General features: G+C 54.0%; 18 protein-coding genes and 2 pseudogenes. 9 read left to right on the top strand and 11 right to left on the bottom strand.

Translation table 11 applies throughout. From position 1 onward, the window contains the following. Window positions 1-30: 30 nt before the first annotated feature. Together BCA33_RS06090 and BCA33_RS06085 are read right to left on the bottom strand one after the other, a co-directional pair. Entirely contained in the window at window positions 31-1,449 is a 1,419-nt protein-coding gene (locus BCA33_RS06090; protein WP_071264238.1) for a cbb3-type cytochrome c oxidase subunit I, read from the bottom strand. A 10-nt stretch (window positions 1,450-1,459) separates the two neighbouring features. Continuing rightward, the gene (locus tag BCA33_RS06085) at window positions 1,460-1,909 is read right to left on the bottom strand and encodes a cytochrome c (protein WP_071264236.1); all 450 of its coding nucleotides are present in this window, start codon (window positions 1,907-1,909) and stop codon (window positions 1,460-1,462) included. A gap of 189 nt (window positions 1,910-2,098) precedes the next feature. On the opposite strand from BCA33_RS06085, the pseudogene BCA33_RS06080 reads away from it, so the two are divergent. Further along, window positions 2,099-3,015 (top strand): annotated as a pseudogene (locus BCA33_RS06080) (AEC family transporter). Here BCA33_RS06080 and BCA33_RS06075 read toward each other — a convergent pair. Together BCA33_RS06075 and cadR are read right to left on the bottom strand one after the other, a co-directional pair. Continuing rightward, the gene (locus tag BCA33_RS06075; RefSeq protein WP_071264234.1) at window positions 2,984-3,631 is read right to left on the bottom strand and encodes a cation diffusion facilitator family transporter; all 648 of its coding nucleotides are present in this window, start codon (window positions 3,629-3,631) and stop codon (window positions 2,984-2,986) included. The pseudogene BCA33_RS06080 and the gene BCA33_RS06075 sit on opposite strands and share 32 nt — an antisense overlap. A gap of 84 nt (window positions 3,632-3,715) precedes the next feature. Continuing rightward, window positions 3,716-4,180 (bottom strand): Cd(II)/Pb(II)-responsive transcriptional regulator, encoded by a 465-nt coding sequence (gene cadR / locus BCA33_RS06070; protein WP_071264232.1) that lies wholly within the window; start codon window positions 4,178-4,180, stop codon window positions 3,716-3,718. A 111-nt stretch (window positions 4,181-4,291) separates the two neighbouring features. On the opposite strand from cadR, the gene BCA33_RS06065 reads away from it, so the two are divergent. Then, window positions 4,292-5,893, top strand: a complete 1,602-nt coding sequence (locus BCA33_RS06065) for a BCCT family transporter (protein ID WP_071264230.1) — start codon at window positions 4,292-4,294, stop codon at window positions 5,891-5,893. Next, complete coding sequence (locus tag BCA33_RS06060) at window positions 5,883-6,341, top strand: universal stress protein (RefSeq protein ID WP_071264228.1); 459 nt, start codon at window positions 5,883-5,885, stop codon at window positions 6,339-6,341. Before BCA33_RS06065 ends, BCA33_RS06060 begins: the two co-directional genes overlap by 11 nt. A gap of 23 nt (window positions 6,342-6,364) precedes the next feature. On the opposite strand, the pseudogene BCA33_RS06055 reads toward BCA33_RS06060, so the two are convergent. Continuing rightward, window positions 6,365-7,275: pseudogene (locus tag BCA33_RS06055) on the bottom strand (cation diffusion facilitator family transporter). A 170-nt stretch (window positions 7,276-7,445) separates the two neighbouring features. Between BCA33_RS06055 and BCA33_RS06050 the strand changes: the two are divergent. Next, the gene (locus tag BCA33_RS06050) at window positions 7,446-9,134 is read left to right on the top strand and encodes an HAD family hydrolase (RefSeq protein WP_071264226.1); all 1,689 of its coding nucleotides are present in this window, start codon (window positions 7,446-7,448) and stop codon (window positions 9,132-9,134) included. Here the strand turns inward: BCA33_RS06050 and BCA33_RS06045 are convergent. Further along, window positions 9,131-10,369 (bottom strand): transporter substrate-binding domain-containing protein, encoded by a 1,239-nt coding sequence (locus BCA33_RS06045; protein WP_071264224.1) that lies wholly within the window; start codon window positions 10,367-10,369, stop codon window positions 9,131-9,133. The two genes, BCA33_RS06050 and BCA33_RS06045, sit on opposite strands and share 4 nt — an antisense overlap. A gap of 359 nt (window positions 10,370-10,728) precedes the next feature. Between BCA33_RS06045 and hemN the strand changes: the two genes are divergently transcribed. The 3 genes from hemN (at window position 10,729) to BCA33_RS20705 (ending at window position 14,421) form a co-directional block, all read left to right on the top strand. Continuing rightward, complete coding sequence (gene hemN, locus BCA33_RS06040) at window positions 10,729-12,144, top strand: oxygen-independent coproporphyrinogen III oxidase (RefSeq protein WP_071264222.1); 1,416 nt, start codon at window positions 10,729-10,731, stop codon at window positions 12,142-12,144. A 469-nt stretch (window positions 12,145-12,613) separates the two neighbouring features. Then, on the top strand, window positions 12,614-14,293 hold the full coding sequence (locus BCA33_RS06035) for a sodium:solute symporter family protein (RefSeq protein WP_217632620.1): 1,680 nt from the start codon (window positions 12,614-12,616) through the stop codon (window positions 14,291-14,293). After that, on the top strand, window positions 14,290-14,421 hold the full coding sequence (locus tag BCA33_RS20705) for a putative transporter small subunit (RefSeq protein WP_217632619.1): 132 nt from the start codon (window positions 14,290-14,292) through the stop codon (window positions 14,419-14,421). Before BCA33_RS06035 ends, BCA33_RS20705 begins: the two co-directional genes overlap by 4 nt. Window positions 14,422-14,487: 66 nt before the next feature. On the opposite strand, the gene BCA33_RS06030 is transcribed toward BCA33_RS20705, so the two are convergent. Further along, complete coding sequence (locus BCA33_RS06030; protein WP_071264220.1) at window positions 14,488-16,515, bottom strand: methyl-accepting chemotaxis protein; 2,028 nt, start codon at window positions 16,513-16,515, stop codon at window positions 14,488-14,490. A 287-nt stretch (window positions 16,516-16,802) separates the two neighbouring features. Between BCA33_RS06030 and BCA33_RS06025 the strand changes: the two genes are divergently transcribed. Together BCA33_RS06025 and BCA33_RS06020 are read left to right on the top strand one after the other, a co-directional pair. Then, window positions 16,803-17,798 (top strand): peptidase U32 family protein, encoded by a 996-nt coding sequence (locus BCA33_RS06025; protein WP_071264218.1) that lies wholly within the window; start codon window positions 16,803-16,805, stop codon window positions 17,796-17,798. Between the two features lie 13 nt (window positions 17,799-17,811). Then, window positions 17,812-18,711 (top strand): U32 family peptidase, encoded by a 900-nt coding sequence (locus BCA33_RS06020; protein ID WP_071264216.1) that lies wholly within the window; start codon window positions 17,812-17,814, stop codon window positions 18,709-18,711. An 87-nt stretch (window positions 18,712-18,798) separates the two neighbouring features. Here the strand turns inward: BCA33_RS06020 and BCA33_RS06015 are convergent, their stop codons facing one another. The 4 genes from BCA33_RS06015 to BCA33_RS06000 form a co-directional block, all read right to left on the bottom strand. Next, window positions 18,799-19,242, bottom strand: coding sequence for a hypothetical protein (locus BCA33_RS06015; protein ID WP_071264214.1), 444 nt, complete (start codon window positions 19,240-19,242; stop codon window positions 18,799-18,801). 134 nt (window positions 19,243-19,376) lie between these two features. Beyond that, window positions 19,377-19,877 carry an SCP2 domain-containing protein gene (locus BCA33_RS06010; protein WP_071264212.1) on the bottom strand — a complete coding sequence of 167 codons (501 nt, stop codon included), beginning with the start codon at window positions 19,875-19,877 and terminating at the stop codon, window positions 19,377-19,379. 70 nt (window positions 19,878-19,947) lie between these two features. Then, window positions 19,948-20,619: a two-component system response regulator NarL gene (gene narL, locus BCA33_RS06005; RefSeq protein WP_071264210.1), complete on the bottom strand. Its 672-nt coding sequence runs from the start codon at window positions 20,617-20,619 to the stop codon at window positions 19,948-19,950. A gap of 65 nt (window positions 20,620-20,684) precedes the next feature. After that, complete coding sequence (locus BCA33_RS06000) at window positions 20,685-22,544, bottom strand: histidine kinase (RefSeq protein WP_071264208.1); 1,860 nt, start codon at window positions 22,542-22,544, stop codon at window positions 20,685-20,687. Window positions 22,545-22,691 lie beyond the last annotated feature (147 nt).

Genomic DNA, 22,691 nt, shown 5'->3' with positions numbered 1-22,691 from the left:
TCCGGCCCCAAGGGTTAACGGGTGGTGGGTTTATGCGTCCTGAAGTGCAGGGCCGCTGTGGACTTCCTCGTCGAAGGACGCCTGTCCCTTGATAAAGAAGCTGCCGAAGTACACCACAAGCCCGGCCATGAAGAAGCAGCCGGCAATCATGCGTGCCCAGTAGAATATTGCGATGTTGTCCTGGGTGGCCATGAACGACAGTGCTTCACCGCTTTCCGGGATACGTTGCAGCCATATTTGCAGGATGCCCGCGCCAGTCAGGAACAGCGTGATGAAAACCATGGAAATGGTCATCAGCCAGAAGCCCCACATTTCCACAACCTGGGCCGTATTGCTGTTGCCGTAAGGACGGCCTCGCATAATAGGCATGGCGTAGGAAATGATGGTGAGCACGATCATCACATACGCCCCGTAGAACGCCATATGACCATGAGCGGCGGTGAGCTGAGTGCCGTGGGTGTAATAGTTTATCGGTGCCAGCGTATGCAAAAAGCCCCACACGCCTGCGCCGAGAAAGGCCATGACAGCGGTGCCCATGGCCCAAAGTGCGGCGACCTTGTTGGGATGGTTGCGCTTGCGCCGGTTGATCATGGTGAAGGCGAATAGCACCATCATGAAGAACGGCAGAGGTTCCAGGGCAGAGAACACAGAGCCCAGCCACAACCAATACTCCGGAGGGCCGATCCAGAAGAAGTGGTGCCCGGTACCGATGATGCCGGTTATCAGTGCCATGGCAATGATAACGTAGAGCCATTTCTCAATAACTTCCCGATCGACACCGGTAATCTTGATCAGTACATAGGCCAGAATGGCGCCCATGATCAATTCCCACACACCTTCAACCCACAGGTGCACCACAAACCACCAGAAGTATTTGTCTGTAGTGAGGTTGCTGGGGTTATAGAAAGAGAACAGCCAGAGAACCGTTAAACCAATTAGGCCGGTAATCAGCACAATGTTGACGACGGTTTTGCGGCCCTTCAGCGCGGTCATTATGATATTGAACAGGAACCCGGCAAACACCAAGGCCATGCCTATTTTGGTGATTGTGGGCTGTTCAAGAAACTCCCGGCCCATGGTGGGCAGCAGTTTGTTCATGGTGATATCCGCCAGGGTGGCGTAATCCACAAACAAATAGCCAAGAATGGTCAATGTGCCGGCAACGGCAAAAACCCAGAACAGAATCCAGGCAAGCAGCGGGCTGTATAGCTCGGTTTGTGCTTCTTCTGGCACCAGGTAGTAAGTGGCGCCCATAAAACCGAACAGCAGCCAAACGATCAGCAGGTTGGTATGAACCATCCGCGCGACGTTGAAAGGTATTTCCGGAAACAGGAAATCACCCACCACGTATTGCATGCCCAGAATCAGGCCGAACACGATCTGACCGGCAAATAGGATCAAGGCAAAGATGAAGTAGGGCATGGCGACCCGTTGGGACTGGTATTTCATGTTTTCTTCCTTAGCCTTCAATGTTGGGTGGCCAGCCGTTATCGTCGATCTTGGATGTCCATTCGAGGAACGAGGACAGATCGTTGATTTCCTGGTCGGTCAGGTTAAATTGCGGCATTTGCCGGCGGCCGGGCACGTTGGTGGGCATGGCGTTCATCCAGGCGTTCATGTACGCCTTGAAAATATCGCTATCACCAACACCGCGGCGGTCGAATACGTTGGCGAGTTCTGGTGCAAAGTAGGCACCTTCCCCCATGAGGGAGTGACAACCGACGCAGTTGTTGTTTTCCCAGACGTGTTTGCCCCGGACTACCTGCTCGGTAAGCTTGTCCCTGTTATCCCGTTCGGGCATCGCCCGTGATTGGGTGTCAAAAGTCAGAACCAGAAACAGCAGGATGAAGAACGTGCTTCCCCCCAGATATATGTTTCTGGCCATGCTTTTGGTAAAGCGTTCGGCCATTGATCTCTCTCCTTGGTCGTTGTGGAATACTTGACTGCCGCACTAGGATATAAACATGTATTAAAGATACTGTTGACGATTATCAATCATTTGAAGAAATCACACTATTGCGCCGGGGAGTTACCTCTGGAGTGGTAGATGCTAGACTTCTCGGCTTATTTTTCCCGAACTCGGATGCCCGGAGCCATCATGGCCGCAGCGCTGGCGTTGTTTTTCAAACTGATTCCGCTTTATGTCACGGTTGCTCTTGGCTGGTTTGCGGGCCGCTATCTGGAGGCCAGCGGCAAACACATTGCGGGCATCATGCTCTACATTGTTACGCCTTCGGTGGTGTTTTCCGGTGTCATGGCAGCACCGCTTTCACCGGAAGTGATCTTCCTGCCGTTTTTGGTGTTCGGATTTTCATCCTGCTTGCAATTGTGCAGTTCCGGTTGGCGAGGCGAGTGCTCACGGATGGCAGTGCCAGCATTATTCCGTTGTGTGTTGGGTCGGGTAATACAGGCTATTTTGGGGTGCCGGTGGCGTTGCTGCTGTTTGGGGAAGAAGGGCTGGCGATCTATATTGTCTGCATGCTGGGCGTTACCCTGTTTGAAAGCTCGGTGGGGTTTTATCTTGCCGCACGGGGCCGGCATGATCTGAAAGAGTCGTTATGGCGGGTCGCTAAATTGCCCTCGGTTTACGCATTTTTGGCCGCCGTAGCGCTCAACCTTTCAGGCATCGGCATTCCGGACGTGTTTATGCCGCTTTTTGACAATCTGCGCGGTGCCTACAGCATTCTGGGCATGATGATCATTGGCATGAGCATTAGCAGTTTTCGGGGGTTGGTGGGCAACCTGCGGTTTACCGCCATGGCATTTTTTGGCAAGTTTGTGGCTTGGCCGCTGCTTGCGACGGCATTCTGGTGGCTGGATTCACAGGTGCTGGGCATTTACGATCCGGCAGTGCACAAAGCCATCTTTCTGATTTCCATTACCCCTATTGCAGCCAACACCGTGGTTATCGCAACGTTGTTGGACACCTCTCCCCGGCAGGCCGCAGGTACGGTTATGCTGTCCACGCTCTTTGCGTTGGTGTTTATCCCGGTGATGATTTCACTGGCGTTCTAGTATGGCGGCCAGCCTCCGCAATATCGGCGCGGGCATGACGCATCACGCTGACTCCGGCGGTTATCGCCAAGGTGCCCATAATGGCAGCGACGACCAGGTCAGGCCAGGCGCTGGCGGTGCCAAACACGCCGAGTGCAGCGGCCATGACAGCCAGATTGCTGATGGCGTCATTCCGGCTGCATAGCCATACCGAGCGCATATCAGAGTCGCCGTCCCTAAAGCGGAAAAGTATAAACGCGACACACACGTTGGCAATCAGAGCCAGCAGGCCAACGGTACCCATAGTAAAGGGTTCCGGGGTGGTTCCTTGCTGCATTACCCAAAGTGCACGCACCCAGACAACCGTGCCGAATGCGGCCATGGTTATGCCTTTGACCATAGCCGCGCGGCCGCGCCAGAGCATGCCCATGGTTAGCACCGACAGTGACAGAATGTAGTTGGCACTGTCGCCAAAGAAGTCGATGGCATCTGCCATCAAAGAAACAGAGCCAGACTGCAAGCTGGCAACACCTTCCACAAAAAACATCGCCAGATTTACCCACAGTGCAATCCAGAGCGCGCGGCGAAAGCCCGGGGCTGGGGACTTCAGTTCAGGTCCAGAGCAACTGCATGCCATAAACACCTCCTATATAGGTAGGGTAGTATTGAAAGCCCTGTAGCTGCTACAGAGTCAACACCAGGCGAGCAGTTTTTCGTGCTTTTAACTTTTGCCCGGCCTGTGGGTTCCCGGTACGTGGTTCTGGTGATCGCCGCGATCATTGTGTGGAGTTTCCAACTCGGAGCTAAGCCCTCCCAAAATACCGCACTCCTGAACGGTGCCTGCATCTGAGCAGGCTTTTTGCAGTTGCTGCAGAGTTTTTTCGAGGTTGGAGAGTTCTTGTAAACGGTCGCGCACATGGCTCAGGTGGTTGGCCAGCAGTGCATCCACTTCGTGACAGTCTGCTTCAGGGTTTTCGGAAAGCCGGATCAGCTCGCGGATCTCGTCCTGCGCCATATCAAGATTACGGCAGCGCTTGATAAACAAAAGGCGTTCCAGGTGTGCGGTGCGATAGGCCCTGTAACCACTGGCATCCCTATCCGGGCTAGCCAGTAAGCCGATTTTTTCGTAGTACCGGATGGTTTCCACGTTAACGGATGAGTGTTTGGATATCTCACCAATTTTCATCGTATATGCGCTTCCTGATTATTATTGACTTGGCTCGTGTCGGGGCGAGGCCATTTTGGTTATGGTAGAAGATCACCCTATCATTTGTGAACTTTCACAGGGAGGCTTATCTTGCTGGAGCGGCTGCAACGCTTGCTTGGACTGCAGACAATACCGGGTGTGTTTTTTACATCCGCAGGGGTGGCTGCGTTGTTTGTTGCGCTTGCCATACCTTTTGATCAGGCCGTTTCGGATATTTTCGGCGCTCTGACTGGCTGGGTTGCGCAAAACCTTGGTTGGTTCTACATACTCTCTGTTACCTCGCTTTTGCTGTTCCTGCTAGGGCTGGCGGTGAGCCGGTATGGCACCATTCGCCTGGGCGCTGATGATTCCCGGCCGGATTATTCCAACCTCACCTGGTTCACCATGCTGTTTGCTGCGGGCATTGGCACCATCTTGATGTTCTGGGGCGTGGCCGAGCCTGTGTCCCACTTTGCCAACCCACCGTTCGACGGTGTCATTGCCGGCAGCGACCGCGCCGCCAGTGATGCCATGACCATAGCCCTGTATCACTTTGGCCTGCACACCTGGACGATATTTGCCATGCCGGGGCTGGCGATTGCCTACTTTGCCTACCGGCACAATCTGCCCATGCGTATCAGCAGCTTGTTCTACCCGCTGCTTGGCGATCGTATATACGGGCCTTTGGGCTGGACTGTGGATGTGATTGCGGTGCTGGGTACGCTGTTTGGTGTGGCCACCTCCCTTGGGCTTGGCACCTTGCAGCTGAACAGTGGCCTGACCTATCTGTTTGGAGTGCCATCAACCGGCTGGGTTCAGGTTCTTTTGATTACGGTGATCACCAGTATCGCGGCCACATCTGTGGCGTTGGGGCTGGACAAGGGCGTGCGCCGTTTATCCCAGATCAATATTGTGCTGGCATTACTGCTGGTTCTGTTTGTGTTGGTGCTGGGGCCCACCGTGTTCATCGCCGAGGGGATGGTGCAGAGCGTTGGTGACTATTTTGATGCTTTGCCTTGGCTGGCGTTCTGGACTCAAACGTATACCGAGTCGGACTGGCAGCGGCAGTGGACACTGTTTTACTGGGCCTGGACCATTACCTGGGCGCCTTATGTGGGTATTTTTATTGCCCGAATTTCCCGGGGCCGCACTATTCGAGAGTTTGTGGCCGGCGTGCTGTTTGCGCCAACGGCGTTCACTCTGGTTTGGTTTGGCGTGTTTGGGCTCTCCGCCATCAACGTTGAGATGAGCGGGCAGGTGGGGCTGGCCGAACAGGTGCAGCAAGACCCTTCTGTGGCCATTTTCGCCTTTCTTCAAGCCCTCCCGTTGGCAGAGGTGTCCTCGTTACTGAGCATCATTATTATCGTTATCTTCTTCACAACCTCGTCGGATTCTGCGTCTTTGGTGATCGATATGCTCACGCGCAGGGAGGATCAGCCGTCGCTGGTGCGGCAGAGGATTTTCTGGGCGGCTGCTCAGGGCGTGATTGCTGCAACCCTGCTTTTGGCCGGTGGGCTGGATGCACTACAGAACGTCATTACCTCGCTTGGTCTCCCGTTCTGTGTGTTGCTTATTTTTATGGCGGTGTCGCTATTCCGGGCTTTGAGAGCCGACCATCGAGGTTATTCCGTGAACGAACTTGTGCAGGGGCGTGTTTTTCCAGAGGTGGAGGGCACTGCTGTGCAGAAAGAGGAGGGGCAAAATGTACCGTAAAATACTGTTAGCCATAGATTACGAAGACGATGGCGAGGGTAAGCGAGCGCTGGAGGAAAGCGTAAGGTTAATAGGTGAAGATAGCGAGCTGCACTTGGCTACGATATTCAACCCGGGCGGTGCTGGCTTCTTTCCCCACGTTACCGAAGACACTCCGGAGGATCGGGAGAGCCAGGTGCGGGAAAGCCTGAGCCTGCTGGCCCGCAAATACCTGCCCATGAAGCACAGCGCCAGTCTGCACGTTATAGCCGGCACGCCAGGTGAAAAGTTGGTGGCTCTGGCCGCGAATATCGGTGCGGATCTGGTAGTTTTGGTGTCCAAGGGCGCCAGTAGCCGCTGGCCAATGCGCCGGGCTACGGTGGAGTATGTGGCGGTTAACGCCTGCTGTGCGGTACTTATCTTGCCATCCCTGGTTAAAGCGCCGGAAGAAACGGAAGACAATGCCTAACTGGCGCAGGCTTTGGCAGGCTCTTAGCACCCCGAAGCGTTGGGGCAACAGGCCACGGTCCGTTCCCACTGAATGGTTACATGCTGGATATTGAAATCGTGGTTCAGCATGTGGGTGGCCTGTTCGATCACCTGGTCGTCGTCTCCGGAATCCGGCTTTACAAGGTGCACTGTCAGGGCATTTTCTGTGGTGCTTAGGGCCCAGATATGCAGATGATGGGCTGACTCCACACCTGGCAGGGCCTGCAGCTTCTCAAGAACCTCACCCGGCTGATACTCTTGGGCACTGCGTCTACCGCAAGGCTCACGGAGTCTTTCAGAAGCCGCCAGGTGCCGATAAAAATCACCACTGCAATGACCAGGCTGACCATCGGATCAATCCAGCGGACATCGGTAATCAGAATGATCAGCCCCGCAATTACCACGCCTACCGATACCATGGTATCTGCCGCCATGTGCAGAAATGCCCCGCGAATATTCAGGTCACCTTTTTGGCCCTTGAGGAATAGCAGCATGGTAACGCCGTTAATCAGCACACCTATGCTCGCTACAACGATCACCGTTAGCCCCGCCACGTCGGCCGGATCGTTGAACCGGCGAATCGCTTCCCAGGCAATACCGCCAACGGCGGCAATTAAAAACAGCGCGTTAAACAGGGCCGCTAAAATGGTGGTTTTTTTAAGGCCGTAGGTATTGCGGTCCGTGGCTTTGCGGCTCGCAAGCCAGCTTGCAGTCCAGGCCATTGCCAGCCCCAGAACATCGCTCAGATTGTGCCCGGCATCGGCTAGCAGAGCGAGAGAGCCTGCCAACACGCCGTAAACGGCTTCAATAACCACAAATCCCAGGTTAAGAATAACCGCAATGGCAAACGCTTTGTTGTGGGTATCGAAGTGCTCCGCGTGGCTGTGACCCTGGCCGTGATTGTGGTTGTGCATGAGCGCGCCCTGAACGATTGAAGTAAGTTTGCGACAGTAAAAACCCTATAGCTGATACAAGGTCAAGCAATAGGCAAATTATCCCTGGCAGGTGCGGCTTTGTGAATTTCACAAATATGGCTTTAACTGGTGAGTAGCTTATACGCCTCTGAAACGTCGAAGGATGAATTATGGATCGCTTGAGTGGGCACTTGGCGGCACCCTCGGTGCTGATATTCGATTGGCATGGCACCTTGGTGGACACCCACGATGCCATGTTCAGCGCCATGGAAGACATGCTGCCGCAGTTGGAAGAGCTTGGGTTAGTGGATCAGCTTCTGCCTGAGGAGCAGTGCCGCACTGGAGATGATGCGCGGCTGGTTCGCTACATTCGTATTTTTCGGCGTTTACATCCGCGTATTCTGGCGGAGCGGCGGGTTTCGCGAACCGACATTTTCAACGCGATTTTTGGGGATAACAAAGAAGCCCGGCTGATTGCTCACCAAGCATACAATCAGGCGTATCGGCGTTATTTTGGACAGGTTAGACCTTTCCAGCCGGGAGCTTATGAGTATCTCTGCGCGCTGCAAACCATGGGTATTCGGCTGGCCGTTGCCACCAACAGAAATCGGGAATTTCTCGACAAAGAACTGAAAACCGTTGATGAGGGTCGTTGGCAGCATTTGTTTGAAGCCACCGTATGCGCCGATGACGTTACAGAATACAAACCAGATCCGCAGGTAATCAGCAGGGTTCTGGAAAAACTGAACCTCTCGGCAGATGCGCGCGCCTGGTATGTGGGCGACAGCTATATAGACATGCTCACTGCCAGTAATGCTCATGTTGCCGGCATTTTCTATAATGGCGCCTGCTGGGAGCTGGATCGTATCCGCAGCTGGTTTTCCCATCGCGACGCGCCGCTTGCAGTGCTGGACAGTTTTGAAGAGTTAATGGATTTGCTCGCCCTGATGGAACGAGCCGAGCCAGATAAGTTTGTGCATGCGCCGGCCGAGGTTCGTCCCAGTCCCTTCCCTTCGCCCGCCCGCCCCGAGCCGCGCATAGAGACAGACTGGCACCCGGCGGTGGTTAAGCTCATCCGCCCTGAGGTCGTCCTGTTCGATTGGCACGCAACGCTGGTGGATACCCTTGATGCCATGTATCACGCGGTGGATGACATGTTCCCGGATTTCCACACCCTCGGGTTGATGCAGCGCATGGTCACGCCTGAAGATAGCAAAACGCCGGAAGACGCTAGGTTGGTGGCCTACGTACGTGAGTTTGCCAAGCTTCACCCCAAGGTGAAAGCAGATCGGAAGATCTCGCGCACGGATATTTTTGAAGTGCTCTTCGGTGAGGATCAAGAAGCAAAACAGATTGCACACAAGGCGTTCAATCATCACTACCGTAATCACTACGGCACAGTAAAAGCCTTTGAGGCAAAGGTGCGGGCGGTACTGGAGGGCTTGCGGCGGCTAGATATTCAGGTGGGTGTGATCACCAATCGCGACCGGGAGTTTTTCGAACACGAACTGGCTGCCGTTGAAGACACCGGTTGGGTGGAACTGTTTGATGTGGATGTCTGTGGCGACGATACACCATTGCGTAAGCCGCACCCGGATCAGCTCTTGCTGGCAGTGCAGAAGCTGGATTATCCCCCTGATCCCAGCGTTTGGTATGTTGGTGACAGCACCACGGATGTGATTGCAGCCAAGCGCGCGGGCATGACTTCCGTGTTCTTTAACGGCGCACAGTGGGATTTACCTTGGCTGAATCGGATATTCCCGGGCACCCACAAGCATCCGGACAAGCCCGATGTTGTGGTGAATGACTTTGCGGAATTCTGGGCGTTGGTGCTTGCTTGCGAGGTAGGGCCGCCTTAAATGCCCATGGCCTTTTCAATATCCAGGCCCAGTGCCATCACGCCATTTGGCGTTTCGCCATCGCCAGAAAAGATCGGCACGCTTACGGTAACCTGGAATCGGGCGGTTGATTGATCGTAACGAATGGGGGAAATAAACAGTGTTTTTCGGATGTGTGATGTTGCAGCCAGCTCGCTTCCGGCCACCTCGAGAAACTTCGGCTCGTCACCTTGCCAGAAATCAGAGGTAAGCTGGCTCATGGCGGCGATGGCACCCATATGGTTGATTACCATCACTTCCGTGACCAGGCCTTGATAAGACCTCTGCCAAGCCTCCAGAGTTTTTGATGCAGGCAGGGCCAGAATGTGTGATGCCAGTGGCAGTATGGCCTCTGGTGCCAGGGCCCGCCATTTGCTATCGATTGTAAGTATTTCGGCAAGAGTTCCCGGTTGTAGGCCAGCCCTCAGAGCCTGTTGTATGTCCAGCAACTCCGTTAGTTCTGTTAGCAACCGCTTGGTCAGAACTTCAATGTGTTTTGTCTCTCGGCTGGTCAGTGTCATGGTTTTTTCCATACAAGCCGGAAGCGCACGGTTGAAGGCAGGCAAGAACTCCGGATGTTTTTTCTGGAAGGCTTTAGCGAGGTAAAAATGCAGCGGGGCGTAGCGAAGGAAATGTGGGTGCAGGCCCTCTATGAAGGGTCTGCTTTTGGAGCTTAGCCACTCCATTACCCGCTCATCCATTAACGCTGCGTCAATTCGCTTCCGTTTTAGCAGCGCTAGCAATTGCCCGGGCGAAGTAACGCTCAGGTAAACGTTGTAGCCATTTGACTTCAGCCAGGCCTCTTCGTTACTTCCATCTACTGCGCCTATCCGGTGCTTGCCGGGCTTAGGCAACGAGCTTGGGGTAAAGAAATACCACTTTTCAAGAACAACCGGATAGCTACGGCTGGCGATGGCATCCAGCTCGGCGGACGGGGCTGCTGCAAAATAGCCGTCTGCGCTGTTCGTTTTCAGCGAATGAACCGCCCGCTTTTGAGGCGCAAGAGAAATGTGGACAGACCACCCGGCCTGCTCTGCAGCACAGGTTACGGTTTCCACGGTTTCGCCACTTATGTCTTTCTGCCCGTGCCCACTTGCTCCAACCTCCTGATAGGGCGGGGCTTCAAAGGTGACGAGCTTCAGTTTAGGCGGCTGTGCCGAGCATATTTGAAACACAAACAATGCAAGGGCGCCAAGTGCAAGTGGTCGGTAGTCCATAGTGACCGTTCATTCCATTTTCAGCGAGACATGAAGTATATAGGACACTAGCAGTTGCAGAGGCTTTTTTAAATGACCTCAACCTGCTTCAGCAGGCTTTTTGCCCGGTTGAGTAGCGTTCAAAGCCAGCCCGGCACCGGTCAATGAAGTGCCAGTATAGAGAGTTGAGGGGGCATACAACCCATTACCCTAAGGAGGTAGTCAGAATACGCCTTGTGCTCAAGGGTGGTTCAGGCATCGAACTGATAAAATCCAGATATTGGCAAAGATGATCCGCATCAAGGTGCGCGCCGGGGGCCGGCATACAATGCCCTGCACCTTGGCTTACCCTTCACATTACACGTTCAGAGTTTTTTGCTATGGCTTCCAACCTCGCACCAAATGTTGAATCCACGCTTCCGGAATTCATCTGGGATGATGCGCTCATCAAGCGTTACGATCTTAGTGGGCCGCGCTACACCTCTTACCCAACCGCTGTTGAGTTTGACCAGAACTACCCGGTGGAACAGATGGTGCAGGCAGCAGCGCGCAGCAAGGCCAGCGGCCGGCCGCTTTCTCTGTACACCCACCTGCCGTTTTGCGCGCACCTTTGTTATTACTGCGCCTGCAACAAGGTGATAACCAAGAAGCGCGATAAGGCGATGCCCTATGTGGAGCGCGTGCTGAAAGAAGCCGCTATGCAGTCTGAGCTGTTTGGCGCGGATCGGCCGGTAAAGCAGCTGCACTGGGGCGGCGGTACCCCCACTTTCTTGCCTAAAGATGTCATGCAGGAGTTAATGGGTGGCTACGCTGAGCTGTTCAATCTGCAAAGCGGAGATGAGCGTGATTACAGTGTGGAAATTGACCCCCGTGAGGTGGATCAAGACACACTGCCCACACTTTGGGAACTCGGCTTCAACCGGATCAGCCTTGGCGTGCAGGACGTAAACCCGGTGGTTCAGAAAGCCGTTAACCGCATTCAGCCCCGGGAAATGACCGAAGCGGTATTGAGCGAAGCCCGGCATCTTGGGTTCCGCTCAATAAACCTTGATCTGATTTACGGTTTGCCGCATCAAACTCCCGAGAGTTTTGCGGATACCTTGGAAGCGGTGCTTGAGATGTCACCCGACAGGCTGTCTGTATTTAGCTATGCGCACCTGCCAGACCGGTTTTATCCGCAAACACGCATTCAGACAGATACACTGCCATCCCCACATCAAAAGCTGACAATCTTGCACAACACAATTAACCGCCTGCTTGAGGCCGGTTACGAATACATTGGCATGGATCATTTTGCCAAGCCGGATGATAGTTTGTCGGTAGCTCAGCGGGCCGGGCGGCTGCACCGAAACTTCCAGGGCTACACCACCCATTCGGACTGTGATTTGGTTTCCTTGGGTGTCTCTGCCATCGGCCAGACCGACGATGCCTATTTTCAGAACAATCACGACCTATCCACGTGGGAGGCCTTTATAGATGCAGGCCAGCTTGCGATCACCAAAGGTGTGAACCTTTCGCGAGACGACCGTATTCGCCGCTGGGTGATCGGGCAGCTCATTTGCCAGTTCCGTCTGGACCGTCAGCAATTTTCCGCGCAGTGGCAGGAGGATTTTGACAGTTACTTTGCCGATGAACTTGCCCGCCTAAGGCCGATGATGGCCGATGAACTGATTGGCGATAATGGTCAGGTGTTGCAGGTAGAGCCCGCCGGTCGATTGCTGATTCGTGCCATCTGCCAGATCTTTGATTTTTACCGTAAAGAAGGCGCGAGCCAGAGATTTTCCCGCATTATCTGACCTCTTTTCATTTTGCGTCAACCCGGGGCCTTCTATGCCTCGGGAAATTATTATGACCTCTAAATACTGGACTCGTGCCTGTTTTTGGAGTAACTTCTAGCGCTTCCTTACAGAAAATTCAGATCAGTTGCCCTGATTTAAAGGCTTTGTGCTTGTAATATATCTTTCGCGGTCCCCTTTCCGGCCGGAGAAAAACAGCCTCTGCCAACTGTACTCAGGGCCGATGGGGCTGTAATTGCAATGACTACTAAACAAATTTCAAGGTTGTACATACACTTCCGCTTTCTTTAGCGACCTTCAATCTTTGGCGAAATAGTATCTCTGCTTTTTGCCGACACCCCACGGTGTTTCTCGCGATTTTCATTTTCCGCATCCAGCGGGCTTTTTGAATGCTTGTGCCTCAAGTAATCGAATGTGCGTGTTCGTCTACTGCTCAGCTTGGCACTGTTTGTAGTAAAGAGGTTTTGGTTTGAACGAAAACGGCTTTGTTCAGTTCTCAATACTGACAATCATGATTTTGCTGGTCGGCTTTTATGGCGGCACCTATCTGCTCACTCTGCTGATTCGCAAAAAAGAAGAAGATACCTCGGGCTTTATGGTTGCAGGCCATAACGTAGGTTTTGGTATGGGCGCAGCCAGTATGACTGCGACCTGGATATGGGCTGCATCATTTTACGCGGCTGCTACATCGGGCTACACCTACGGAGTGTCTGGGCCAATACATTACGGTCTTTGGGGTGCGTTGATGATTTTGTTCATTTACCCCTTTGGCCGGCGTTTCCGCAAGCTGGCACCCAATGGCCACACCCTTGGTGAGCTTATCCATGCACGCCATGGTTCCTCCAGCCAGCTGATCCTGGCAGGTTCCAATATTCTGGGCAGTATTATCAGCCTAATGGTGAACTTCACCGCCGCGGGTGCGTTGGTGTCGGTGCTTTCGCCGTTATCTTTTCAAACGGGTGTGATGGTTGCCGGGGTTGGGGTGCTCAGTTACACGCTTACTTCAGGCTTTCGTGCCTCTGTGTTTACAGACTTTGCTCAGCTTGTCGCGCTGATGGCCATCACCGTGGTTATCATTCCTGCCGTACTGTTTGCTGTAGGCGGTCCCTCGGTGATGGTTGACGGCCTGAAAAATCTGACGGTTCAGCAAGCAGATTTCTTTTCCGTAGATGCGATTATGAACCAGGGCGCACCTTTTTTTGTGGCTGTGCTTGCTTATGCTATTGGTAATCAAACCATCTCCCAGCGTTTGTTTGCGGTGCGTGAAAAGCACATCAAGCGGACCTTTGTGACGGCAACACTTGGGTATGGCGCCATTGTTATCGGCCTTGGCATGATTGGGTTGATGGCACTGACCGTGGGGGTAGAGCCTGTTAACGGCAACATGAACAACCTGATTCCTCAAATGGTATCGGCGTATTTGCCCCCGGTATTCGTAGGATTGTTCTTCGTGTTGGTGATTGGTGCGCTGTCGTCAACGGCCGATTCGGATCTGTCTGCCTTGTCGACCATTGTGATGGCAGATGTTTATGGCAAAAACATTGCCAAGAACAACCCCGATCCAAGAAAGATGCTGCTGATTGGGCGCATTACCATGATCGTTGCAACGGTGGCTGGTCTGATCTTCGCCAGCTTCTCCCTGGATATTCTGGTGATGCTGGTGTTTGTTGGCGCACTCTGGGGTGCCATCGTATTCCCCGTCATTATCAGCTGCTACTGGGACAGGGTAACCAACGCGGCTTTTACATGGTCTGTGGTTGTAGCCATGGCTCTGTTCTGCATCGCGCGTTTTGAGTTGCTGGAAATGACCGGAGCGACCGTGCTCTTCTTTGAAATATTGGCCTCTGTCGGTGGCGCCGTCGTATTCGGCCTGATGGCATTTGGTTTCTTTGGCCGCGTGGTCGGCCTGACGGTTGGGGCGATTTCCGGTGTGATTTTGCTGGTTTATGCCACGGGCTTCCTGCGGGACTACATGGTTCTTACTGCATCCCTGACAGCCTACGGCGCTAGCACCATCGTGTGCACCGTCATGACATTACGTAATAAAGAGAGATTTGATTTTGACCTGATCGCGCAGCGCGTTGGCAGTTATGACAAGCCTGCAGATGAGGACGAACCCACGATGATCCCTGAAGGAGCACGTTCATGAGTGAACTCGTATATGGTACTTATATTCTGGTTTGGCCAGCACTAACGCTGGGTGTACTGGCAGTGATTTGCAGCGCGGTGATCAAAGACGCCGTACAGGCACGTAAGTCAGATGGCGATGTAGTCTGACGTGAGATTGATCTGAAATAAAAAAGGGAGCCATGTGGCTCCCTTTTTTATTTCAGTCCAGTAAGTTCAGGCCACTGCTACCTTGAACTCATTGGCCAGGTCTTGCAGCTGCCGGGCCAACCGCGCCTGTTCTCCAGTGACGTGAGAGATTTCCTCAGAGCCTGTAAGGGTCAGTATGGCTACCTCGCTAACGGCCTCCATATTGCCGGTCAGCTCGCGTGTTACGGCAACCTGTTGCTCAGATGCCGTGGCGATCTGGGAGGCCATGTCTGAGATGCTGCCAACATCATTGAGAATGCCGGCAAACGTTTGTTCCAGCTCTGAGGATTGCTCGCTGGTCTCATTGGCAAGCTTGTGGCTGGCGATAATAGAGCGGCTGGCATTTTCGGTAATTACTTGAAACTCGTTGATAATGTTTTCGATCTGGGTAGTAGACTCATGAGTTTGCCGCGCCAAAGTCCGAACCTCGTCTGCCACCACAGCAAAGCCACGACCATGCTCGCCGGCTCGAGCGGCTTCAATAGCTGCATTCAGGGCCAGTAGGTTGGTCTGGTCGGCAACTTTTCGGATCACATCCACTATCTCCACGATACTGCTGCTGCGGTTCTCCAGTTCTTCAATAACATCGTTTACGTCTTTTACCGAGTGGGCGAGCGAGCGTATTCGGCTGACGCTGTCGTGCAGCACTTTCTCACCAGCTCGGCTTCGTTCCATAACGTTGTTGGCTGCGTCTGCCACTTGCAGCGTGTTCTCGGAGATCTGCTCGGATGTGGTCGACATTTCATCAGTAGCCGCAGCTACCTGTTTTATTTGCACCTGTTGATTTTTTGTTTGAGCAGCATTTTGTCCGGCGGTTGAGCTGGTCTCTTCGGTCGCTGCTGCAAGCTGTGCGCTCGCCTTGTCGAGTTGTTGAAGCGCGCTGCCAAACCGGCCGAACAAGTCGTTAATGGCTTGCCCGATCGTGCCCACCTCGTCTTTACTGGAGATACGAATCCGGTGTGTAAGATCCTTGTTGTCCATGGCAAACCGCACTCCGTCAAGCAGGTTGTTGATTTGCCTGTTGATGGCACTAACCATGATCAGCATAAGTGCCAGCGCAACAACGATGGCGACAGCAGCAATCCCGGATGCGATAAACAAACCATGGCGGGCCGCTTCGACGCCATTGGTAGCCGACGCGGAAGCGTTATCAAGTAGTGTTTTGCGCACGCTGTTCAGGTTGCCTAGCCGCTCGGTGGTGATGTTAAACCAGTCTGCTGCATTCAAGCCGTATAGACCTGAAGGGCTGCGGAACAGGATGTTGCGTTTCTCTTGCAGCGCCCGGCTATCGGCTGTGGTCGGCAAGTTTTCCAGAGCCGCAAGCAGTTCGGATTCTGCTCTCAACATAGCGCCAGCTTCCTGTACGAATGCGTCCTGACGGCCCCCGAATTCAGCAATTTTCTGGGCAGCAGGAAGGTCAAAGCTTCCGCCGTTGATCAGTGAAGCTCCTGCTGCGCTCTCCCGTCCGGCCGCCTCGGCCGCCTCGGCCAGAGCGTAGTAAGCGTTTATATCGCGAGTGAGCTGAGCGTCGGTTGAGCTTGAAATAACCAAAGGAATTCGGTTGATCAATCCGGTGATCATTTGCGTATAGGTGATTTCGGCATCAAGGCTGCTGATCGAACGATCGTCGGCGTCGCTGCGAAGCCCGTCGAGCGCGCCCAGGCTACTTTCAACAGCCTCGATACTCGCAATGATTGCAGGGTCAAAACTGTTCTTTTGTGTCAGGCGAGCGAGCAGCGACCGATAATCGGAGAGCTGCCCGTCAGTTTGTTTACGCTGATTAACCAGCGCCTGTTCCGCGAGAAGAGCTGCTTCGCGGTCTACGCCACGGGAAAGCACCACAGCAGATCGCCCTCGCTCCAGTTGCAATGCCTCGATCAACGGATCCCCGATATCCGCTAACTGAACGAGCGATTGCAACTCGCGCATGTCGTCAAGCTCAGAAGAGTTAAGCGTAACGCTTTCAACCGCAAAGTAGATTATGACCAATAAGGCAGGTGCCACGAGCGTGGCGAGTTTTCCACGCATGGAAAGGTTGTTGATGACATTTTTCATCGGGTGTTCTCTTATTATAAATTAAATTCATTGCGGAAAGTGTAGCAGCTGACTGCGTTAAGAATGATGAGATACCTTAGGTGACCGGTGTTTTGCTGTGTCAATTTGTCATTAAGTGTTACTTGCACATTTATATCAAAATAACTATGTGAACTTGTGGGAATGGTGGGCGTTAAGCCATCGTTGAAAACGACGAGGATGGGTATTCACCGCTCGGCTGATAAAGGTCAATGCCTCGAAACGTTCCCCGGCGTATGGTCTTTGCAACTTCGATTGGGAGAAAGACCATGGAACTTGTTTGCCCGGCAGGTAGCTTGCCGGCACTGAAAGCGGCGGTGGATAACGGAGCCGACGCCGTGTATTTGGGGTTTAAAGACAGCACGAACGCCCGCCAGTTCGCCGGCCTTAACTTTAATGATAAGCGAGCAGCCGAAGGCGTTGAGTATGCGCAGAGCAAGGGCGCCAGAGTCTTCTGTGCCATCAATACCTACCCACAGCCAGATGGCTGGGAAACCTGGAAGGGAGCCGTCGACCGCGCTGCTGCCCTGGGGGTGGACGCCATTATTCTCGCCGATATGGGGTTGCTGGAGTATGCAGCCAACAAGCACCCGCAGGTTCACCGGCACCTTTCGGTTCAGGGGTCGGCCACCAGCTACGAGGCGCTTCGTTTCTATAAGGACAACTTTGATATCCGCCGCGCCGTGCTGCCTCGGGTGCTATCCATAGATCAGGTACGTGGGGTGGCAAAGCACAGCCCGGTTGAGCTTGAGGTATTTGCCTTTGGCAGTCTTTGCATCATGGCAGAGGGCCGGTGTTATCTGTCTTCGTATCTAACCGACGAATCACCCAATACCCGTGGCGCTTGCTCGCCAGCTAAAGCCGTGCGCTGGCAAGAAACCCCGAGCGGCCTGGAATCCCGCCTTAACAATGTACTTATTGATCGTTATGGCAAAGGCGAATCTGCGGGCTATCCCACACTGTGTAAGGGGCGCTTTGAAGTGGAGGGCAGCGTGTACCACGCCATCGAAGAGCCGGTTAGCCTGAACACGCTAGACCTGTTGCCCGAGTTGAAAGAGCTGGGCATCAGCGCGGTGAAAATTGAAGGCCGCCAACGTAGCCCCGCCTATATAGCGGATGTTGCCCGCACCTGGCGCCATGCCCTGGACAGGCTGGAAACAGGCGCTGGGACGTTCCGTGTCGATCCTGTTTGGAGCAGCACGCTGGCAGGCTTGTCTGAAGGGGGCCTGACCACCATCGGCGCCTATCATCGCAAATGGAAATGAGGCTGAACAACCCATGATGAAGCTCTCTCTGGGCCCGATTCTCTGGTTCTGGTCCAAGCAAACCGTGTTTGATTTTTACGCCAACGCTGCGCAATGGCCGGTTGATACAGTGTACTTGGGGGAAACCGTGTGTTCCCGCCGCCGGGAATTGAAACTGGCGGACTGGCTGGAGATTGCGGGCGTGCTTAGAGATGCGGGTAAACAAGTGGTACTCTCAACGCAAACGCTGATCGAATCCGAGGCTGATTTGCGGGCGCTGCGCAGAATCTGCAGCCAGCAGGAGTACCTGGTTGAAGCCAACGACCAAAGCGCGCTGCAACTGGCCACTCAGAATAACTTGCCGTTTGTGACTGGCCCTTCGATGAACATATACAACAGCGCAACCCTGAAGCTGCTGGCAAAACAGGGGCTGAAGGGGTGGAACCTACCGGTAGAACTGGGTCGCGAAACTTTGGGCCAATTAATTGGGGAGTTAAAAGCCGAAGGGCTGGATTTGCCTGCGGAGGTGTTCGCCTGGGGCTTTCTGCCGCTGGCCTGGTCGTCCCGTTGCTTTACTGCCCGGCACTATAACTTACCCAAGGACAACTGCGAGTTCCGCTGCATTCAGCATCCGGATGGTATGGGGCTGCGCTCCCGTGAATCCCGGGAGTTGTTCCGTCTTAACGGCACCTCTACCTTGTCTGGTTCTCGCTACGACCTGATGCGGGAGATGCCCGATATGAAGAAAATGGGCGTGTCTACTGTGCGCTTGAGCCCAGAGCACCAAGGTATGAATGAGGTGGTTCGCCGTTTTGATCAGGTGCGTCGCGGAGAGGTTCCGGTGACCGACCCATTACAGTTGGTGGAGGCGCCGCCTTGCAATGGTTACTGGTATGGCAAGCCGGGGATGGATCTTGTAGCGAGTCAGGCTTAGGTCTGGCTTAACGGCCAATTCTGAGCTGCCTGATCACAAGGCCGGTTGCCATTTAAAACCTCCAAAGCCCCTATGCCGAGAAAGCGATTACCAGATAGATATCATGGCACCGGATCCCAAAATCAGCGACCCTCCCACTTCAGCCACGATCAGAGCAACCATAAAACTGTGAACAATCCAGGAGGGCAGTGTCATGGCTCCCAGCCGATGCGGTTTGCGTAGCTGGTTGCTGGTATCCCGCAAAAAGCCATGGATGATATAGGTACCAATGGCCAAACCGAAAAACCCTAGTGCACCGACTGCCCCCAGAGTGTTTAGCCAGTCGGGGTGCACGCTGTGATGGGCAAACCAGCCCAGCAGCACAGCTGCAAAGCTGTACATTAGGGAGCTGCGGTGGGCAATGTCCACATATCGGGGCGCTGCAGCTTTCGGGCTGTTTGCCATGCACCAGTATTTCCATATGCCGGTTATCAGCCCGGTCATGAAGAAAATAAAGGCAGCGGTAAGGCAGAGCTTTTCAGCCAAGGTCATTATTTGAGTTCCATCCATTCTGCGCGCTCACTGTCTAAATCCGTACGGGAAGCTGTTTGGAGATTCAGGTTGTTTGTGGTTAAACCATCGCACAGGCTTGTATGGATTTGATATGGCTCCAGCAGCACAAGGCTTCAAAATAAACGCAATTTTTGAAGGTTTAGATTCCACTCCAGGCTGTCCAGAAGGTTTTTTAACCCAAGCCCCAGTTCGGTATCCCCTTCTATAACCAGGCGACGCTGGAAGAAAAGCTGGTCAGGGTCCTGCCGGCGTTCTGCCAGGGTTTTGAACGCAGAGAGGGAGCCGCGAATAGTGGCCTCACCTGGGCTTTCCAATACCCGGAGCCGGCCAGCCCAAAATCCGAAGGTGATGCCAGGGTGGCCACCGCTCACTTCCAGCCGGATACGGCGCCCTTCAAAATCATCAAATTCGCCATCGGCAATGGCCTCCGCAAATATCCGGTTGAGCGGCGCTTCTACAACCAGCTGCTTCATGGGCATCGGAACCGCGCGGTCGATGGCCCCAAGCAAGGGAAAGGGCGAGGGCAGGTATTCAGAAAGCAGTGCCAGGGAGTCGCTGACCAGAGATTTGGCAGGTAGTGGCAAGGCAAAAGGCAGGGGCAGGGGCAGGGCCATAACTAACTCCGGGCAGTGAATTCAATCTGCCCAGAGTAACCAAAACCCACAGCGTTTGATTTGATATCGCTCAGCCCTTGTGCAGGCCGCCTTCTACCGCCCACACGGCAACCTCAACCCGCGAGCGCAGGTTAAGCTTCTTCAGCAGGTGTTTTACGTGCACTTTTACCGTGCCGTCGCTGATATCCAGCTTGCGACCAATCATCTTGTTGGAAAGGCCTTCTGCAATCAGTCGTAGGATATCTTTTTCCCGTGGGGTCAGGCTGTCGAAATCCGGACGCGCGGCCTGTTGGGGCTTATTGGAGCGCAGGGCCTCAGCAAGTAATGTGGTTAACCGATCACTGATAACCATTTTGCCCACCGCTGCCTGGCGCAATTGGGCGATCATGTCTTCCGGTTCCATGTCCTTCAGAAGATATCCGTCGGCGCCGGCACGCAGGGCAGAGACTACATCATCTTCCTGATCAGACACGGTGAACATAATGATGCGAGAGCTTATGTTCAGTTCCCGCAGTTTTTTGAGGGCTTCAATACCGTTAATTTCCGGCATGTTGAGATCCATCAAAATGAGGTCGGGCTCAAGCTCGGTTGCCAAGCGGATACCGTCAGTGGCATTGCTGGCCTCGCCGGCCACAATAATGTCACTCTCCATCTCGACGAGTTGTTTGATACCTTGGCGCAGCAGGGGGTGGTCGTCGATCAGCAATATGCTTGCGGGTGTATCAGACGCTGTATCGGGCATGGTGCTTCGCTTCCTTTGTCTTGATTACGTAACGGCATGGTTGGAGTTGCCGCTTATTTTGGTACTCAGGTATTGGCCGCGTCGGCCGGGATCAGGTGCCGGCTTTTCGGAACAAACGTCAGAACCACTTCAACGCCGCCCTCATCACGATCTTGTACCACAACTTGACCACCCAGTGTGCGGGCGCGATCGTGCATGATTATCAGGCCGTAATGGTTAACCGGCTGCCCACCATTGGGCAAACCTTTGCCGTTATCCCGTATTTTTGCGTGTACTTGCGGCGATTCAAACACTACATCAACAGAAATCTCTGTGGCATCGGCATGTTTCACGGCGTTGGCCAGGGCCTCGCGCACAATTTGCAGCGTGTGAATCTCCTCGTTGGGCGACAGCGCCTGGGGTGGCAGGTTGTATGTCAGCTGTATGGGTTTGCCCAATCGCTCTGAAAACTCCTCGGTGGTTTTGCTTAGCGCTGTGGTCAGGTCTGGTGTGTCCAGCTTCAACCGGAAGGTGGCCAGTAGCTCCCGAAGCTGCCGGTAGGCGCTGTTCAGTCCTGTGCTGAGTTCATCCAGTATGGCGTTGTGAGCGTTTTTCTTGTCACCCTCAATATTCAGCCGGCGCATGCGGGCTACCTGCATTTTCAGGTAAGACAGCGACTGAGCCAGTGAATCGTGCAACTCCCGGGCGATCACGGTGCGCTCTTCGGCCAGCGTAAGTTGTTGCTCTTCTGTGATCTGCTGTTCGAGGAAGATGGCGGTAGCCAATTGGTCGCTGAGCGTCTCAAGAAGGCGTCGCGCCGTATCTGAAAGTCCTTTGTCAGCAGGGTACCATACCTCCAGAGTACCAAGGAGTTTGCCCGGGGTACGGATAGGCAACAGCAGCCTGCGGCCATCCTCATCTTCTATGGGAAGTTCGTCATAGAGTTCTGGTGTTACCAGGCAGGCATTGCAATGGTGGTCACGACAATAAAAAGGGCGCTCTACAGATGCCGTTGTAACCACCTGAACCGGGTCCGCCAACTGCTTGTCGTGCAGATAAAGCCGAATGGGCCCTATGCCAAGAAGCTGTTCCAGTTCTCGCAGCATGGGTACCGCGCCACTGCATAGGTCGTGGTTGGCAAATAAGCTACGGCTGGCAGTATGCAGTAGCTGGAGGGCCGCGTGACTTGTTTCCAGTTCCTCGGTTTTGCTGCGGGCGCGCTCTTCAAGTTCGTAGTAGGTGAGTGCCAACTCACTGCTCATCTGGTCAAACGCGCTCCCCAGTTGTGCCAGTTCATCGCTTCCCTTCAAGTTTGCCTTTTGGGAAAAGTCCTGTTCGCCCACGGCCCCCGCAATATTAACCAGTTTGCGCAGGGGTTTGAGTACCCGGTTTCTCAGGTCAACAAACAGGGCAACGATGATCAGTATAGAGAACGCCAAGCTGATGATCTGGATAAGGTGTAGCAGGCCGATTCGCGCTTCGGTGCGCCGTTCGAGCATGCTGACCAGTTGGTTTACGGAGTCGACGTAGGTTTCTGTAGCCGCCAGCATCCCAGCGCTAATGGGCGCCCCTTGTGGGTGGCTCTCCAGCCCCGGTCGTAAGGTTTGCTCCCAGTTTGCTTTGATCGCGCGATACTGTTTCGCCAAGGGGTGGTCGGCTGTGTCGGGAATGGTGCGTGTAATCGCGCTGTTCGTAAGGCTGGATTCATATTTTGCGGCAAGGCCCCGGATATTATCTTCACCGGTGTGGTTATTTCCGGGGCTCGCAGCATGAGCCAGCAGCTGAAACGCACCCATGCGCAGCGCACCTGCCATATTGATCGCAGTAGCGTTACCTTCAATACTTTTTGAAACCGCAAGGGTTGTGGCCATGCTGACAATAGAGGTCAGCACAACGGCGCAAACAACGATGGCAATCCGGTTAACAAGGGGGCTTCTGGATTTCATTGAGTCTCGTCTTTGAGGTCGCCGGGCTCGAATACCTCCTTGAGGATAGTCAGTTACCCCAATGGTTGGTAACCCATCATAGTCTTTGACCTGCGTCAGGGCAAAAGCTGAGACTCAATGGCGATATTAAAAACGGTTCACAAGGGC

This window comes from Marinobacter sp. AC-23, assembly GCF_001858325.1.
Lineage (GTDB): Bacteria > Pseudomonadota > Gammaproteobacteria > Pseudomonadales > Oleiphilaceae > Marinobacter.
This window is presented reverse-complemented; position numbering and strand designations above follow the sequence as displayed.

Excerpts from the sequence above, each read along its gene's own strand:
- BCA33_RS06090 (WP_071264238.1), bottom strand. The coding sequence starts at position 1,449 with ATGAAATACCAGTCCCAACGGGTCGCCATGCCCTACTTCATCTTTGCC.
- BCA33_RS06085 (WP_071264236.1), bottom strand. The coding sequence starts at position 1,909 with ATGGCCGAACGCTTTACCAAAAGCATGGCCAGAAACATATATCTGGGG.
- BCA33_RS06075 (WP_071264234.1), bottom strand. The coding sequence starts at position 3,631 with ATGGCATGCAGTTGCTCTGGACCTGAACTGAAGTCCCCAGCCCCGGGC.
- cadR (WP_071264232.1), bottom strand. The coding sequence starts at position 4,180 with ATGAAAATTGGTGAGATATCCAAACACTCATCCGTTAACGTGGAAACC.
- BCA33_RS06060 (WP_071264228.1), top strand. The coding sequence starts at position 5,883 with ATGTACCGTAAAATACTGTTAGCCATAGATTACGAAGACGATGGCGAG.
- BCA33_RS06050 (WP_071264226.1), top strand. The coding sequence starts at position 7,446 with ATGGATCGCTTGAGTGGGCACTTGGCGGCACCCTCGGTGCTGATATTC.
- BCA33_RS06045 (WP_071264224.1), bottom strand. The coding sequence starts at position 10,369 with ATGGACTACCGACCACTTGCACTTGGCGCCCTTGCATTGTTTGTGTTT.
- hemN (WP_071264222.1), top strand. The coding sequence starts at position 10,729 with ATGGCTTCCAACCTCGCACCAAATGTTGAATCCACGCTTCCGGAATTC.
- BCA33_RS20705 (WP_217632619.1), top strand. The coding sequence starts at position 14,290 with ATGAGTGAACTCGTATATGGTACTTATATTCTGGTTTGGCCAGCACTA.
- BCA33_RS06030 (WP_071264220.1), bottom strand. The coding sequence starts at position 16,515 with ATGAAAAATGTCATCAACAACCTTTCCATGCGTGGAAAACTCGCCACG.
- BCA33_RS06025 (WP_071264218.1), top strand. The coding sequence starts at position 16,803 with ATGGAACTTGTTTGCCCGGCAGGTAGCTTGCCGGCACTGAAAGCGGCG.
- BCA33_RS06020 (WP_071264216.1), top strand. The coding sequence starts at position 17,812 with ATGATGAAGCTCTCTCTGGGCCCGATTCTCTGGTTCTGGTCCAAGCAA.
- BCA33_RS06015 (WP_071264214.1), bottom strand. The coding sequence starts at position 19,242 with ATGACCTTGGCTGAAAAGCTCTGCCTTACCGCTGCCTTTATTTTCTTC.
- BCA33_RS06010 (WP_071264212.1), bottom strand. The coding sequence starts at position 19,877 with ATGGCCCTGCCCCTGCCCCTGCCTTTTGCCTTGCCACTACCTGCCAAA.
- narL (WP_071264210.1), bottom strand. The coding sequence starts at position 20,619 with ATGCCCGATACAGCGTCTGATACACCCGCAAGCATATTGCTGATCGAC.
- BCA33_RS06000 (WP_071264208.1), bottom strand. The coding sequence starts at position 22,544 with ATGAAATCCAGAAGCCCCCTTGTTAACCGGATTGCCATCGTTGTTTGC.